Source organism: Kitasatospora sp. NPDC091257 (assembly GCF_044757675.1).
In the GTDB taxonomy this organism is placed as follows: Bacteria; Actinomycetota; Actinomycetes; order Streptomycetales; family Streptomycetaceae; genus Kitasatospora; species Kitasatospora lactacystinica.
In genome coordinates this window covers 1-12,682 of the sequence record NZ_JBIVVI010000108.1, presented here as the reverse complement: position 1 = coordinate 12,682, position 12,682 = coordinate 1, and the positions used below count along the sequence as shown (strand labels likewise).

The 12,682-nt window shown below is 68.1% G+C and carries 18 protein-coding genes; all 18 read left to right on the top strand.

Annotated features, from left to right (window positions below; translation table 11 throughout):
• The first annotated feature begins 131 nt into the window (after positions 1-131).
• On the top strand, positions 132-539 hold the full coding sequence (rpsH, locus tag ACIQOV_RS07755) for a 30S ribosomal protein S8 (RefSeq protein WP_033824224.1): 408 nt from the start codon (positions 132-134) through the stop codon (positions 537-539).
• 22 nt (positions 540-561) lie between these two features.
• Positions 562-1,101 (top strand): 50S ribosomal protein L6, encoded by a 540-nt coding sequence (gene rplF / locus ACIQOV_RS07750; protein ID WP_030393304.1) that lies wholly within the window; start codon positions 562-564, stop codon positions 1,099-1,101.
• 3 nt (positions 1,102-1,104) lie between these two features.
• Positions 1,105-1,488: a 50S ribosomal protein L18 gene (rplR, locus tag ACIQOV_RS07745; protein WP_030280785.1), complete on the top strand. Its 384-nt coding sequence runs from the start codon at positions 1,105-1,107 to the stop codon at positions 1,486-1,488.
• 48 nt (positions 1,489-1,536) lie between these two features.
• Positions 1,537-2,160, top strand: coding sequence for a 30S ribosomal protein S5 (rpsE, locus tag ACIQOV_RS07740; protein WP_030055834.1), 624 nt, complete (start codon positions 1,537-1,539; stop codon positions 2,158-2,160).
• Positions 2,160-2,342, top strand: a complete 183-nt coding sequence (rpmD, locus tag ACIQOV_RS07735; RefSeq protein WP_030055835.1) for a 50S ribosomal protein L30 — start codon at positions 2,160-2,162, stop codon at positions 2,340-2,342. The genes rpsE and rpmD overlap by 1 nt, the downstream gene beginning before the upstream one ends.
• A gap of 2 nt (positions 2,343-2,344) precedes the next feature.
• On the top strand, positions 2,345-2,797 hold the full coding sequence (gene rplO / locus ACIQOV_RS07730) for a 50S ribosomal protein L15 (protein WP_255752515.1): 453 nt from the start codon (positions 2,345-2,347) through the stop codon (positions 2,795-2,797).
• A 310-nt stretch (positions 2,798-3,107) separates the two neighbouring features.
• Positions 3,108-4,418 carry a preprotein translocase subunit SecY gene (gene secY / locus ACIQOV_RS07725; RefSeq protein ID WP_359820423.1) on the top strand — a complete coding sequence of 437 codons (1,311 nt, stop codon included), beginning with the start codon at positions 3,108-3,110 and terminating at the stop codon, positions 4,416-4,418.
• Positions 4,418-5,071, top strand: coding sequence for an adenylate kinase (locus tag ACIQOV_RS07720; RefSeq protein ID WP_401046066.1), 654 nt, complete (start codon positions 4,418-4,420; stop codon positions 5,069-5,071). The genes secY and ACIQOV_RS07720 overlap by 1 nt, the downstream gene beginning before the upstream one ends.
• 117 nt (positions 5,072-5,188) lie before the next feature.
• Positions 5,189-6,028 carry a type I methionyl aminopeptidase gene (gene map / locus ACIQOV_RS07715; protein WP_401046064.1) on the top strand — a complete coding sequence of 280 codons (840 nt, stop codon included), beginning with the start codon at positions 5,189-5,191 and terminating at the stop codon, positions 6,026-6,028.
• 131 nt (positions 6,029-6,159) lie between these two features.
• Positions 6,160-6,585, top strand: a complete 426-nt coding sequence (gene mscL / locus ACIQOV_RS07710; protein ID WP_401046061.1) for a large conductance mechanosensitive channel protein MscL — start codon at positions 6,160-6,162, stop codon at positions 6,583-6,585.
• A 194-nt stretch (positions 6,586-6,779) separates the two neighbouring features.
• Positions 6,780-7,001: a translation initiation factor IF-1 gene (gene infA, locus ACIQOV_RS07705; RefSeq protein WP_003956442.1), complete on the top strand. Its 222-nt coding sequence runs from the start codon at positions 6,780-6,782 to the stop codon at positions 6,999-7,001.
• A gap of 32 nt (positions 7,002-7,033) precedes the next feature.
• The gene (gene rpmJ, locus ACIQOV_RS07700) at positions 7,034-7,147 is read left to right on the top strand and encodes a 50S ribosomal protein L36 (protein WP_003956441.1); all 114 of its coding nucleotides are present in this window, start codon (positions 7,034-7,036) and stop codon (positions 7,145-7,147) included.
• Positions 7,148-7,323: 176 nt separating this feature from the next.
• On the top strand, positions 7,324-7,704 hold the full coding sequence (gene rpsM, locus ACIQOV_RS07695; protein WP_350511311.1) for a 30S ribosomal protein S13: 381 nt from the start codon (positions 7,324-7,326) through the stop codon (positions 7,702-7,704).
• 72 nt (positions 7,705-7,776) lie between these two features.
• Complete coding sequence (rpsK, locus tag ACIQOV_RS07690) at positions 7,777-8,184, top strand: 30S ribosomal protein S11 (protein ID WP_030232513.1); 408 nt, start codon at positions 7,777-7,779, stop codon at positions 8,182-8,184.
• A gap of 129 nt (positions 8,185-8,313) precedes the next feature.
• Positions 8,314-9,336, top strand: a complete 1,023-nt coding sequence (locus tag ACIQOV_RS07685) for a DNA-directed RNA polymerase subunit alpha (protein WP_360349481.1) — start codon at positions 8,314-8,316, stop codon at positions 9,334-9,336.
• A gap of 127 nt (positions 9,337-9,463) precedes the next feature.
• Complete coding sequence (rplQ, locus tag ACIQOV_RS07680) at positions 9,464-9,943, top strand: 50S ribosomal protein L17 (RefSeq protein ID WP_359897505.1); 480 nt, start codon at positions 9,464-9,466, stop codon at positions 9,941-9,943.
• Between the two features lie 82 nt (positions 9,944-10,025).
• Positions 10,026-10,937: a tRNA pseudouridine(38-40) synthase TruA gene (gene truA, locus ACIQOV_RS07675; RefSeq protein ID WP_401046058.1), complete on the top strand. Its 912-nt coding sequence runs from the start codon at positions 10,026-10,028 to the stop codon at positions 10,935-10,937.
• Positions 10,938-10,978: 41 nt separating this feature from the next.
• Positions 10,979-12,637, top strand: coding sequence for an ATP-binding cassette domain-containing protein (locus tag ACIQOV_RS07670; protein WP_359897503.1), 1,659 nt, complete (start codon positions 10,979-10,981; stop codon positions 12,635-12,637).
• Positions 12,638-12,682 lie beyond the last annotated feature (45 nt).

Genomic DNA, 12,682 nt, shown 5'->3' with positions numbered 1-12,682 from the left:
CTCAAGGGAGGGCTCGCACCCAGTCTTACGACGTCGCAGGTCCCCTGCGCTTGTGCCCCTGACGAACTCGGAAGAGTGCGTAAGGGGGACCTGGCGCGGAGAAACCGCGGCGAGAGAGGCCTGAGGCCATCATGACCATGACCGACCCCATCGCAGACATGCTCACGCGTCTGCGTAACGCGAACTCGGCGTACCACGACACCGTGGCGATGCCGGCCAGCAAGATCAAGGCGCACGTCGCCGAGATCCTGCAGCAGGAGGGGTACATCTCCTCCTACAAGGTTGAGGAGCCCGTCGAGGGCGAGGTCGGCAAGAAGCTGACCATCGAGCTCAAGTTCGGCCCCAACCGTGAGCGCTCCATTGCCGGCATCAAGCGCATCAGCAAGCCGGGTCTGCGTGTTTACGCAAAGTCCACCAACCTGCCGAAGGTTCTCGGCGGCCTGGGCGTGGCGATCATCTCCACGTCCTCCGGCCTCCTGACCGACAAGCAGGCCGCCAAGAAGGGCGTAGGCGGAGAAGTTCTCGCCTACGTCTGGTAATTCGGGAAACGGAGGTACAGCAATGTCGCGCATTGGACGGCTGCCCATCCAGGTCCCCGCTGGCGTGGACGTCACCATCGATGGCCAGACGGTCTCGGTGAAGGGCCCGAAGGGCTCCCTCACCCACGTCGTCGCCGCGCCGATCGAGATCGGCAAGGGCGAGGACGGCATTCTGGCTGTCACCCGCCCCAACGACGAGCGTCAGTCGAAGGCCCTGCACGGCCTGACCCGCACGCTGGTGGCGAACATGATCACCGGCGTGACCGCGGGCTACCGCAAGTCGCTGGAGATCAGCGGTGTCGGCTACCGAGTTCTGGCGAAGGGCTCCGACATGGAGTTCCAGCTGGGCTACAGCCACCCGATCCTCGTCGAGGCGCCCGAGGGCATCTCCTTCGTCGTCGAGTCGGCCACCAAGTTCCACGTGGACGGCATCGACAAGCAGAAGGTCGGCGAGGTCGCCGCGAAGATCCGCAAGCTGCGCAAGCCGGACCCGTACAAGGCCAAGGGTGTCAAGTACGCGGGCGAGGTCATCCGCCGCAAGGTCGGAAAGAGTGGTAAGTAAGCGATGAGTGTCTCTGTCAAGATCGGCAAGGGCAACGCCTACAAGAGCGCCGCTCGCAAGCGCCGCGCGATCCGCGTTCGCAAGCGCGTCGTCGGCACCGAGGTGCGTCCGCGCCTCGTCGTGACGCGCTCGAACCGTCACATGGTCGCCCAGGTCATCGACGACGCCAAGGGTCACACCCTGGCGTCGGCGTCCACCCTCGACGTGTCCATCAAGGGCGCCGAGGGCGACAAGACCGAGCTGGCCAAGAAGGTCGGGAGCCTGGTCGCCGAGCGCGCCAAGGCCGCCGGCATCGAGTCGGTCGTCTTCGACCGCGCGGGCAACCGGTACGCCGGCCGCATCGCCGCCCTGGCGGACGCGGCCCGCGAGGCCGGGCTCGACTTCTAAGCCGCTCGTCGACTCTGTCGACGGACGTAAACGAGAGAGGTAATTCCAATGGCTGGACCCCAGCGCCGCGGTAGCGGCGCCGGCGGTGGCACCGGCGGTGGCGAGCGGCGCGACCGTAAGCGTGACGACCGGGGCAACGCCCCCGCCGTCGAGAAGACCGCTTACGTCGAGCGCGTCGTCGCGATCAACCGTGTCGCCAAGGTTGTCAAGGGTGGTCGTCGCTTCAGCTTCACCGCGCTGGTCGTGGTGGGCGACGGTGACGGCACCGTGGGTGTCGGTTACGGCAAGGCGAAGGAGGTTCCGGCCGCCATCGCCAAGGGTGTTGAGGAGGCCAAGAAGAACTTCTTCAAGGTCCCCCGTATCCAGGGCACCATCCCGCACCCGATCCAGGGTGAGAAGGCCGCCGGCGTCGTGCTGCTGAAGCCCGCCGCCCCCGGTACCGGTGTTATCGCCGGTGGTCCGGTGCGCGCCGTCCTGGAGTGCGCCGGCATCCACGACATCCTGTCGAAGTCGCTCGGCTCGGACAACGCGATCAACATCGTGCACGCCACCGTGGCCGCTCTGAAGGGCCTCGTGCGCCCCGAGGAGATCGCCGCCCGTCGTGGTCTGCCGCTGGAGGACGTGGCCCCCGCCGCTCTGCTGCGGGCGCGTGCTGCTGGGGTGAGCGCCTGATGGCTCGCCTGAAGATCACGCAGACCAAGTCGTACATCGGCAGCAAGCAGAACCACCGTGACACCCTGCGTTCGCTTGGTCTCAAGCGCATGCACGACGTGGTGGTCAAGGAGGACCGTCCCGAGATTCGCGGGATGGCCCACACGGTCCGTCACCTGGTGACGGTTGAGGAGGTGGACTGATCATGGGCGACAACCCGATCAAGATCCACAACCTGCGTCCCGCCCCGGGTGCCAAGACCGACAAGATCCGCGTGGGTCGTGGTGAGGGCTCCAAGGGTAAGACCGCTGGTCGTGGTACCAAGGGCACGAAGGCCCGCTACCAGGTTCCGCAGCGCTTCGAGGGTGGCCAGATGCCGCTCCACATGCGCCTGCCGAAGCTGAAGGGTTTCAAGAACCCGTTCAAGATCACCTTCCAGGTCGTCAACCTCGACAAGCTGGCCGAGCTCTACCCGCAGGGTGGAGAGGTCACGGTCGAGGACCTGGTCGCCAAGGGCGCGGTTCGCAAGAACTCCCTCGTCAAGGTGCTCGGCACCGGCGAGATCTCGGTTGCCCTGCAGGTGACGGTCGACGCCGTCTCCGGCTCGGCCGCCGAGAAGATCACCGCCGCCGGCGGTACGGTCACCGAGCTCGTCTGAGCCCGCTGACAACCGGCTTCGAGCCCCGCACCTCCTCCGGGAGGTGCGGGGCTCGCGCCGTTCCCGGGGATATCCGGCCGGACGGCGCTCGTTCTTTTGTGTGGCAAACCCGGGCATCCCGTACCCCATGAGTGGGGGAGGGGTGGTACGCGCTTCTTCCGAGTGGCTGCGCACTGTTAGAGTCCGTGGAGTTCCCTTGTAGGCTGCGCGTAGGCTCGCCTGTGCCGTCTGTACGGGAGCCCGAACCGCCAAACTCCCCATTCAGGACCGACCCTCCCGCCGACGACGCGCGGGAGGCGCAGGAGGCACCGTGCTCAGTGCGTTCGCGCGGGCGTTCCAGACGCCCGACCTGCGCAAGAAGCTGCTGTTCACGCTGGGCATCATGGTGCTGTTCCGCCTGGGCTCGCACATCCCGATCCCGGGCGTGAGCTTCACGGCCGTGAACGAGTGCGTGAAGGAGACCAAGAACAGCGGCCTCTTCGGACTCGTCAACCTGTTCAGCGGTGGCGCGCTCCTCCAGCTGACGATCTTCGCCCTCGGCATCATGCCGTACATCACGGCGAGCATCATCCTCCAGCTCCTCACCGTCGTGATCCCGCGACTGGAGATGCTGAAGAAGGAGGGACAGGCCGGCCAGGCCAAGATCACCCAGTACACCCGCTACCTGACCATCGCGCTCGCCGTGCTCCAGGGCACCGGCATCGTGGCGACGGCCTCCAGCGGTGCGCTGTTCTCCGGCTGCCCGCTGGCCAACCAGATCGTCCCGGACACCGGCGTGTTCCGGATCGCCGTCATGGTGCTCACCATGACCGCCGGCACGACGGTCATCATGTGGCTCGGCGAGCTGATCACCGACCGCGGCATCGGCAACGGCATGTCGCTGCTGATCTTCACCTCGATCGCGGCCCAGTTCCCGTCCTCGATGTGGGCGATCAAGCAGTCCGGCACCATCGGCGGCGGCTGGGTCGAGTTCCTCTCCGTGGTCGCGGTCGGCGTCATCGTCGTGATGCTGGTCATCTTCGTCGAGCAGGCCCAGCGCCGGATCCCGGTCCAGTACGCGAAGCGGATGATCGGGCGCCGCGCGTTCGGCGGGACCTCGACCTACATCCCGCTCAAGGTGAACCAGGCCGGTGTCATCCCGGTCATCTTCGCCTCGTCGCTGCTGTACATCCCCGCCCTGGTGGTCCAGCTGACCAACAGCCAGGCAGGCTGGGCCACGTGGATCCGGACGAACTTCGTCAAGGGTGACCACCCGATCTACATGGCCACCTACTTCCTGCTGATCGTCTTCTTCGCGTTCTTCTACGTCGCCATCTCCTTCAACCCCGAAGAAGTTGCCGACAACATGAAGAAGTATGGTGGGTTCATCCCGGGTATCCGGGCCGGCCGACCGACGGCCGAGTACCTGAACTACGTGCTGACCCGTATCACGTGGCCGGGTTCGCTCTACCTGGGCCTGATCGCGTTGATCCCGATGATCGCCCTGGTCGCCTTCGGACAGCAGACCAACTTCCCGTTCGGCGGCACCAGCGTGCTCATCGTCGTCGGCGTCGGACTCGAAACTGTGAAGCAGATCGAGAGCCAGCTCCAGCAGCGCAATTACGAAGGGTTCCTCCGCTGATGCGTATCGTCCTCGTTGGTCCTCCCGGGGCCGGGAAGGGTACTCAGGCGCACCTGCTCGCCAAGACCCTGTCCATCCCGCACATCTCCACCGGCGACCTGTTCCGTGCCAACATCGGCCAGGGCACCCCGCTGGGGCTCGAGGCCAAGGGCTACATGGACGCCGGCCGCCTGGTGCCGGACGAGGTCACCATCGGGATGGCCAAGGACCGCATGCTCCAGGCGGACGCCGAGAACGGCTTCCTGCTCGACGGCTTCCCCCGCAACCTGGGCCAGGCCGAGGCTCTCGACGAGTTTCTCGCCGAGAAGGGCATCAAGCTGGACGGCGTCCTGGACCTGGAGGTCCCCGAGGACGAGGTCGTCAAGCGGATCGCGGGCCGTCGCCTGTGCCGCAAGAACGGCAGCCACGTGTTCCACGTCGCGTACAACCCCCCGAAGGAGGAGGGTGTCTGCGACGAGTGCGGTGGCGAGCTCTACCAGCGCTCGGACGACACCGAGGCAGCGGTGCGCACCCGCCTGGAGGTCTACCACACGGAGACCGAGCCGATCATCGGCTACTACAAGGAGCAGGGGCTGCTGGTGACCATCCCGGCCCTCGGCAAGGTGGACGAGGTCACCACCCGCGCCATCGAGGCGCTGAAGCAGGACAGCTGAGTCTCTCGGCGAACGTACGACGGTACGGCCGGGTCGCCCGCCCCTCGCGGGTGGCCCGGCCGTTTCGGCGTCGTACGGTGGTAGCAGTGGTAATCCGGACTTGGAAGGCGTGACCAGATGGTGGAGATCAAGACCCCCGAGCAGATCGCGAAGATGCGAGCGGCCGGGCTGGTCGTCGCCGAGGCCCTGAAGGCCTGTCGCGAGGCGGTCGTCCCCGGGGTGACCACCCAGGAGCTCAACGACGTCGCGGACAAGGTCATCACCGGCCACGGTGCCACCTCGAACTTCCGGGCCCACCACGGCGGGCTCTGGTTCCCGGGCGTGATCTGCGCCTCGGTGAACAACGAGGTGGTGCACGGCATCCCCGGCGAGCGGGTGCTCCAGGAGGGTGACGTCATCTCGATCGACTGCGGCGCCATCCTGGACGGCTGGCACGGCGACTCGGCCATCACGGTGGCGGTCGGCGAGGTCCGCCCGGAGGTCGAGATGCTGAGCCGGGTCACCGAGGGCTCGATGTGGGCCGGCATCGCCCAGATGAAGAAGAACAACCGCCTGGTGGACGTCTCCAAGGCGATCGAGGGCTTCATCCGTCGCCAGCCGCTGCCGCCGAAGGGCAAGTGGGGCATCACCGAGGGCTACGGCGGTCACGGCATCGGCACCGCGATGCACATGGAGCCGCACGTGCTGAACTACGTCGAGCGCGGCCGCGGCAAGGGCCCGAAGCTGGTCCCCGGCACCGTGCTCGCGATCGAGCCGATGGTCTCGCTCGGCACCCCGCACACCACCGTGCTGGACGACGAGTGGACGGTCGTCACCAACGACGGCACCTGGGCCTCGCACTGGGAGCACTCGGTGGCCGTCACCGAGCAGGGCCCGCTGGTGCTGACCGCCTTCGACGGCGGCCGGGCCGAGCTGGCCAAGCTGGGCATCACCGCAGCTCCGGACCCCCTCGCGTAGTCGCCACGGCGCCCAACTGCCGCTGCTGACAAGGGATCAGAGCCCTGGAGGTTTGGACCTCCAGGGCTTTTGTCCTATTTTTATCGGCTGGCAGGGTCTGTAGTGGCTCACGAGCGAGCAGGAGAGAGTACGTGCTCAAGGGATTCCGCGACTTCATGATGCGCGGCAACGTCGTCGACATGGCGGTCGGTGTGGTCATCGGTGCCGCGTTCACCGCGGTGGTGACCGGCTTCGTGTCCGCCTTCCTCACCCCACTGGTGGGCGTGGTGGTCGGTGCGGCCGGCGACTTCAGCTCGTACAAGGCGCACATCGCGGGGGTGACCTTCCCGTACGGGCAGTTCCTCAACGTGCTGATCGCGTTCTTCATGACCGCCGCGGTGCTGTACTTCTGCGTGGTGCTGCCGATCACCAAGGCGACCGCGCGCTACATGCCGAAGAAGCCGAAGACGCCGAAGCGTCCCTGCCCCGAGTGCCTGACCGAGATCCCCGAGGCCGCCCGCCGCTGCTCGGCCTGCACCGCCCACGTCGAGCCGCTGGTGGTCCTCGCCAAGGCCTGACGCGACGGGTGTGACGGTGACCGCTTTCCGGGGCCCCCGTTTTGGTCCGTCGGGCGCGCTGGCGTAGGATGGACCGTCGGCTCACTCGTAGCGTGCTTCAGCGCGCCCTCTTCCCCCCGGGGGAGGGGTGAACCCAGGTTCGCACGAGCGTTCCGCATACGGTAGCCGGTCCCGGAAGGTGGATCTCGCAGTTCATGGCTAAGAAGCAAGGCGCCATTGAGATCGAGGGCACCGTGATCGAGTCTCTGCCGAACGCGATGTTCAAGGTCGAGCTGCAGAACGGTCACAAGGTCCTCGCGCACATCAGTGGCAAGATGCGCATGCACTACATCCGCATCCTGCCGGACGACCGGGTCGTCGTGGAGCTCAGCCCCTACGACCTCACGCGCGGGCGGATCGTCTACCGCTACAAGTAAGAACGTCAGATCTAGACCCGGAGAACCTGAACATGAAGGTCAAGCCGAGCGTCAAGAAGATCTGCGACAAGTGCAAGGTGATCCGCCGTCACGGCCGGGTCATGGTGATCTGCGACAACCTGCGCCACAAGCAGCGCCAGGGCTGATCTCTCCCCAGCATTTCTCGTAGTACTTCGCGCGACGCGAAAACGTCATAAGCGGGCTGCCCGATCCGTTCCGTCCGGAACGGACTGCCACCCCCGGTCAGAGGCCGGGGCTCCCTCACCGTGAGGTGTCGGAGTAGGCAGCACGCAAGACCTCTGAAAAAGCACAGGAGCCTTGAATGGCACGCCTCGCCGGCGTTGATCTCCCCCGTGAGAAGCGGATCGAGATCGCCCTCACCTACGTGTACGGCATCGGCCGTACCCGCGCCCAGCAGACCCTGGCCGAGACCGGTGTGAACCCGGACGTCCGCGTCCGCGACATCACCGAGGACGACCTGGTCAAGCTGGGTCAGTACATCGACGCCAACTACACGGTCGAGGGTGACCTCCGCCGTGAGGTGGCCGCCGACATCCGCCGCAAGGTCGAGATCGGCTGCTACGAGGGTCTGCGTCACCGCCGTGGCCTGCCGGTCCGCGGCCAGCGCACCCACACCAACGCGCGTACCCGCAAGGGCCCGCGTCGCGCGATCGCCGGTAAGAAGAAGCCGGGCAAGAAGTAGTCCGTCCCGTAACCGGACATCCCTCCGGCCCGCGGGTCAGCGGACCGACCACCTCAGTAGGAGAACAGACTTATGCCCCCCAAGGGTCGTCAGGCTGCCGGCGCGAAGAAGATCCGCCGCAAGGAAAAGAAGAACGTCGCTCACGGCCACGCGCACATCAAGAGCACGTTCAACAACACCATCGTTTCGATCACCGACCCCGCGGGCAACGTGATCTCCTGGGCCTCCGCCGGCCACGTCGGCTTCAAGGGCTCGCGCAAGTCCACCCCGTTCGCCGCGCAGATGGCCGCCGAGGCCGCTGCCCGTCGCGCGCAGGAGCACGGCATGCGCAAGGTTGACGTCTTCGTGAAGGGTCCGGGCTCCGGCCGCGAGACCGCGATCCGTTCGCTCCAGGCCACCGGCCTGGAGGTCGGCTCGATCCAGGACGTCACCCCCACCCCGCACAACGGCTGCCGTCCGCCGAAGCGCCGCCGCGTCTGACGCAGCGCCTTCGGGCACGCGGGTGATGTTTTAAACCTCGTACGGGCTCCCGTTTTCCACGGGAGCCCGTACGCTTGGTCCTGTCGGCATCAAATAGTGGGTGCCGAAGACAACCGGAGGATTTCCCCCATGCTTATCGCTCAGCGTCCCTCGCTGACCGAAGAGGTCGTCGACGAGTTCCGCTCCCGGTTCGTGATCGAGCCGCTGGAGCCGGGCTTCGGCTACACCCTCGGCAACTCCCTGCGCCGCACGCTCCTGTCGTCGATCCCGGGTGCCGCTGTCACCAGCATCCGCGTCGACGGCGTCCTGCACGAGTTCACCACCGTGCCGGGCGTCAAGGAGGACGTGACCGACCTCATCCTCAACATCAAGCAGCTGGTCGTCTCCTCGGAGCACGACGAGCCGGTCGTGATGTACCTGCGCAAGCAGGGCCCGGGTGTCGTCACCGCCGCCGACATCGCCCCGCCGGCGGGTGTCGAGGTGCACAACCCCGAGCTGGTCCTCGCCACGCTGAACGGCAAGGGCAAGCTGGAGATGGAGCTGACCGTCGAGCGCGGTCGCGGCTACGTCTCCGCCGTCCAGAACAAGGCCTCCGGCCAGGAGATCGGCCGCATCCCGGTCGACTCGATCTACAGCCCCGTGCTGAAGGTCACCTACAAGGTCGAGGCCACCCGTGTCGAGCAGCGGACCGACTTCGACAAGCTGATCGTCGACGTCGAGACCAAGCCCGCCATGCGTCCGCGCGACGCCATGGCCTCGGCCGGCAAGACCCTGGTCGAGCTGTTCGGTCTCGCCCGCGAGCTGAACATCGACGCCGAGGGCATCGACATGGGCCCGTCCCCGACGGACGCCGCCCTGGCCGCCGACCTGGCGCTGCCGATCGAGGAGCTGGAGCTCACCGTCCGCTCCTACAACTGCCTCAAGCGCGAGGGCATCCACACCGTGGGTGAGCTCGTCGCCCGCTCCGAGGCCGACCTGCTCGACATCCGCAACTTCGGTGCGAAGTCGATCGACGAGGTCAAGGCGAAGCTGGCCGGCATGGGCCTGGCCCTCAAGGACAGCCCGCCCGGGTTCGACCCGACCGCTGCCGCCGACGCCTTCGGCGCCGACGACCTCGACGACTCGCACTTCGCCGAGACCGAGCAGTACTAAGAGAATTGGCCGCGGGGGCGGTTCCACGGAGCCGCCCCCGTCGTCGTGAAAGTCGTACGGGCAACAGTGCCCGTACGCCCGCTGCGGTACCTGATACGGCCGTAGTCGGAGATCCAAGGAGAAATCCATGCCGCGTCCCACCAAGGGTGCCCGCCTCGGCGGCGGCCCGCACCACGAGCCGCTGCTGCTCGCCGGTCTGTGCCGGGAGCTGTTCCAGTACGGCCGCATCACCACGACCGAGGCCAAGGCCCGTCGGATGCGCCCGCTGGCGGAGAAGCTGATCACCAAGGCGAAGAAGGGCGACATCCACAACCGTCGCCTGGTGCGCAAGACCATCACCGACATCTCGGTGCTGCACACCCTCTTCACCGAGATCGCGCCGCGCTACGAGAACCGCCCGGGTGGCTACACCCGTATCACCAAGATCGGTCCCCGTCGTGGCGACAACGCCCCGATGGCCGTGATCGAGCTGGTCGAGGCGCTGACCGTCGCGCAGACCGCCGTCGGCGAGGCCGAGGCCGCCACCAAGCGCGCCGTCAAGGAGGCCGACGAGGCCGCTGCCGTCGAGACCAAGGCCGACGAGGCCGAGGCCGCCGAGCAGGCCTGACGCCTCTAGGTGTTCCGCGGGCCCGTTTCCCCAGCAGTGGGGGAGCGGGCCCGTTCCTCATCCCCGGGAGATGTGAGAAGCAGTGGTCAACGATTGCGCCGAGCAGCCGCCGGTGAAGGACGGCCCGGCCGACGGGTACGTCCGGGTCCGGCTCGACCTCGCCTACCAGGGCGCCGAGTTCTCCGGCTGGGCCCGCCAGAAGGGCGGCCGCCGGACGGTCCAGGAGGAGATCGAGACCGCGCTGCAGATCGTCACCCGCAGCCCCGAACTGTTTCCGCTGACGGTGGCCGGCCGCACCGATGCCGGGGTGCACGCCCGCGGCCAGGTCGCCCACGTCGACCTGCCGGCCGAGCTGTGGGCGGCGCACCGGGAGAAGCTGCTGCGCCGGCTGGCGGGCCGGCTGCCCGGGGACGTCCGGATCTACCGGGTCGGCGAGGCGCCGGCCGGGTTCGACGCCCGCTTCTCGGCGGTCTGGCGCCGGTACGCGTACCGCGTCGCCGACCACCCCGGCGGGGTGGACCCGCTGCTGCGCGGCCACGTGCTCTGGCACGACCGCCCGCTGGACGTGGACCGGATGAACGCCGCCGCGAAGCTGCTGCTCGGCGAGCACGACTTCGCCGCGTACTGCAAGAAGCGCGAGGGCGCCACCACCATCCGCACCCTGCTGGAGCTGCACTGGGACCGCGTCCCGGTGGACTCCTACGCCGCCCAGGAGGGCTCGCTCGCGGTCGCCACCGTCCGGGCCGACGCCTTCTGCCACAACATGGTCCGGGCGCTGGTCGGTGCGATGTTGCTGGTCGGCGACGGGCACCGGCCGGTGGAGTTCCCCGGCGAGGTGCTGGCGGGCGGGGTGCGCAACTCCGCCGTCAACGTGATCCGGCCGTACGGGCTCACGCTGGAGGAGGTCGGCTACCCGCCGGACGACCAGCTGGCCGAGCGCAACCGGGCGGCCCGGCGGATGCGGACCCTGCCCGGGCAGCCGGCTGTCGGGTAATCCGTTTTGGCCCGGCGCGTCCGCTTGGGAGAATCGCTCCCATGGGACACGTCGAGATTTCGCACCTGGAGTACTACCTGCCGGACGGGCGCGTGTTGTTCGACGACGCGTCCTTCCGGGTCGGAGAGGGCGCCGCGGTCGCCCTGGTCGGTGCCAACGGCGCCGGCAAGACCACCCTGCTGCGCATGATCGCGGGGGACATCCAGCCGCACGGCGGCTCGGTGACGATCAGCGGCGGGCTCGGCGTGATGCGCCAGTTCGTCGGCACCACCGGCCGCGAGGACCAGTCGTCCACCCCGGGCGCGCTGCCGGCCGACGCCTCGGTGCGCGACCTGCTGGTGTCGGTCGCCCCCGAGCGGATCGCCAAGGCCGCCCGCGCGGTGGACGCCGCCGAGCTGGCGATGATCGCGCAGGACGACGAGAAGACACAGATGGCCTACGCCCAGGCGCTCTCCGACTGGGCCGACGTCGGCGGCTACGACTACGAGACGGACTGGGACGTCTGCACCACGGCGGCCCTCGGGGTGCCGTTCGACAAGGCCCAGTGGCGGGGCCTGAACACCCTCTCCGGCGGCGAGCAGAAGCGGCTCGTCCTGGAGGCGCTGCTGCGCGGCCCGGAGGAGGTGCTGCTGCTCGACGAGCCGGACAACTACCTGGACGTCCCGGGCAAGCGCTGGCTGGAGGAGGCCATCAAGACCACCTCGAAGACCGTGCTGTACATCTCGCACGACCGCGAGCTGCTCTCGAAGACCGCGGACAAGATCATCGCCGTCGAGTCCGGCGCCGCCGGCAGCAGCGTCTGGGTGCACGGCGGCGGCTTCGACAGCTTCCACGAGGCCCGCAAGGACCGCTTCGCGCGCTTCGAGGAGCTGGGCCGGCGCTGGGACGAGGAGCACGCCAAGCTCAAGAAGCTGGTCGTCACCCTGCGTCAGGCGGCCTCCGTCAGCCACGCGCTCGCCACCCGCTACGCCGCCGCCCAGACCCGGCTGAAGAAGTTCGAGGAGGCCGGCCGCCCGGAGGAGCCCCCGCGCGAGCAGAGCATCACCATGCGGCTCAAGGGCGGGCGCACCGGCATGCGCGCCTTCACCCTGGAGCAGCTGGAGCTCACCGGCCTGATGCAGCCCTTCGACCTGGAGGTCTTCTACGGCGAGCGGGTCGCGGTGCTGGGCGCCAACGGCGCCGGCAAGTCGCACCTGCTGCGGCTGCTGGCCGGTGACACGACGGTCGGGCACACCGGGGACTGGAAGCTCGGCGCCCGGGTCGTACCCGGCCACTTCCGGCAGACCCACGCCCACCCGGAGCTGTTCGGCCGCACCGTGCGGTCGATCGTCGAGGAGGAGCACGCGCTCAGCCGCGGCGCCGCGATGGGGGCGCTGCGCCGCTACGAGCTGGACCGCCAGGAGGAGCAGAAGTTCGAGTCGCTGTCCGGCGGGCAGCAGGCCCGGCTGATGATCCTCAAGCTCGAACTCTCCGGTGTGACGGCCCTGTTGCTCGACGAGCCGACCGACAACCTGGACCTGGAGAGCGCCGAGGCCCTGCAGACCGGCCTGGAGGCCTTCGAGGGCACCGTGCTGTGCGTCACCCACGACCGCTGGTTCGCCAGGACCTTCGACCGCTTCCTGGTGTTCGGGGCGGACGGCCGGGTGTACGAGTCGTCGGAGCCGGTCTGGGACGTGACCCGGGTGGAGCGCGAACGCTGAGTCGCGACCGGCCCCGGCCGGGAGGGGGCCAGCCGATTTTTGACC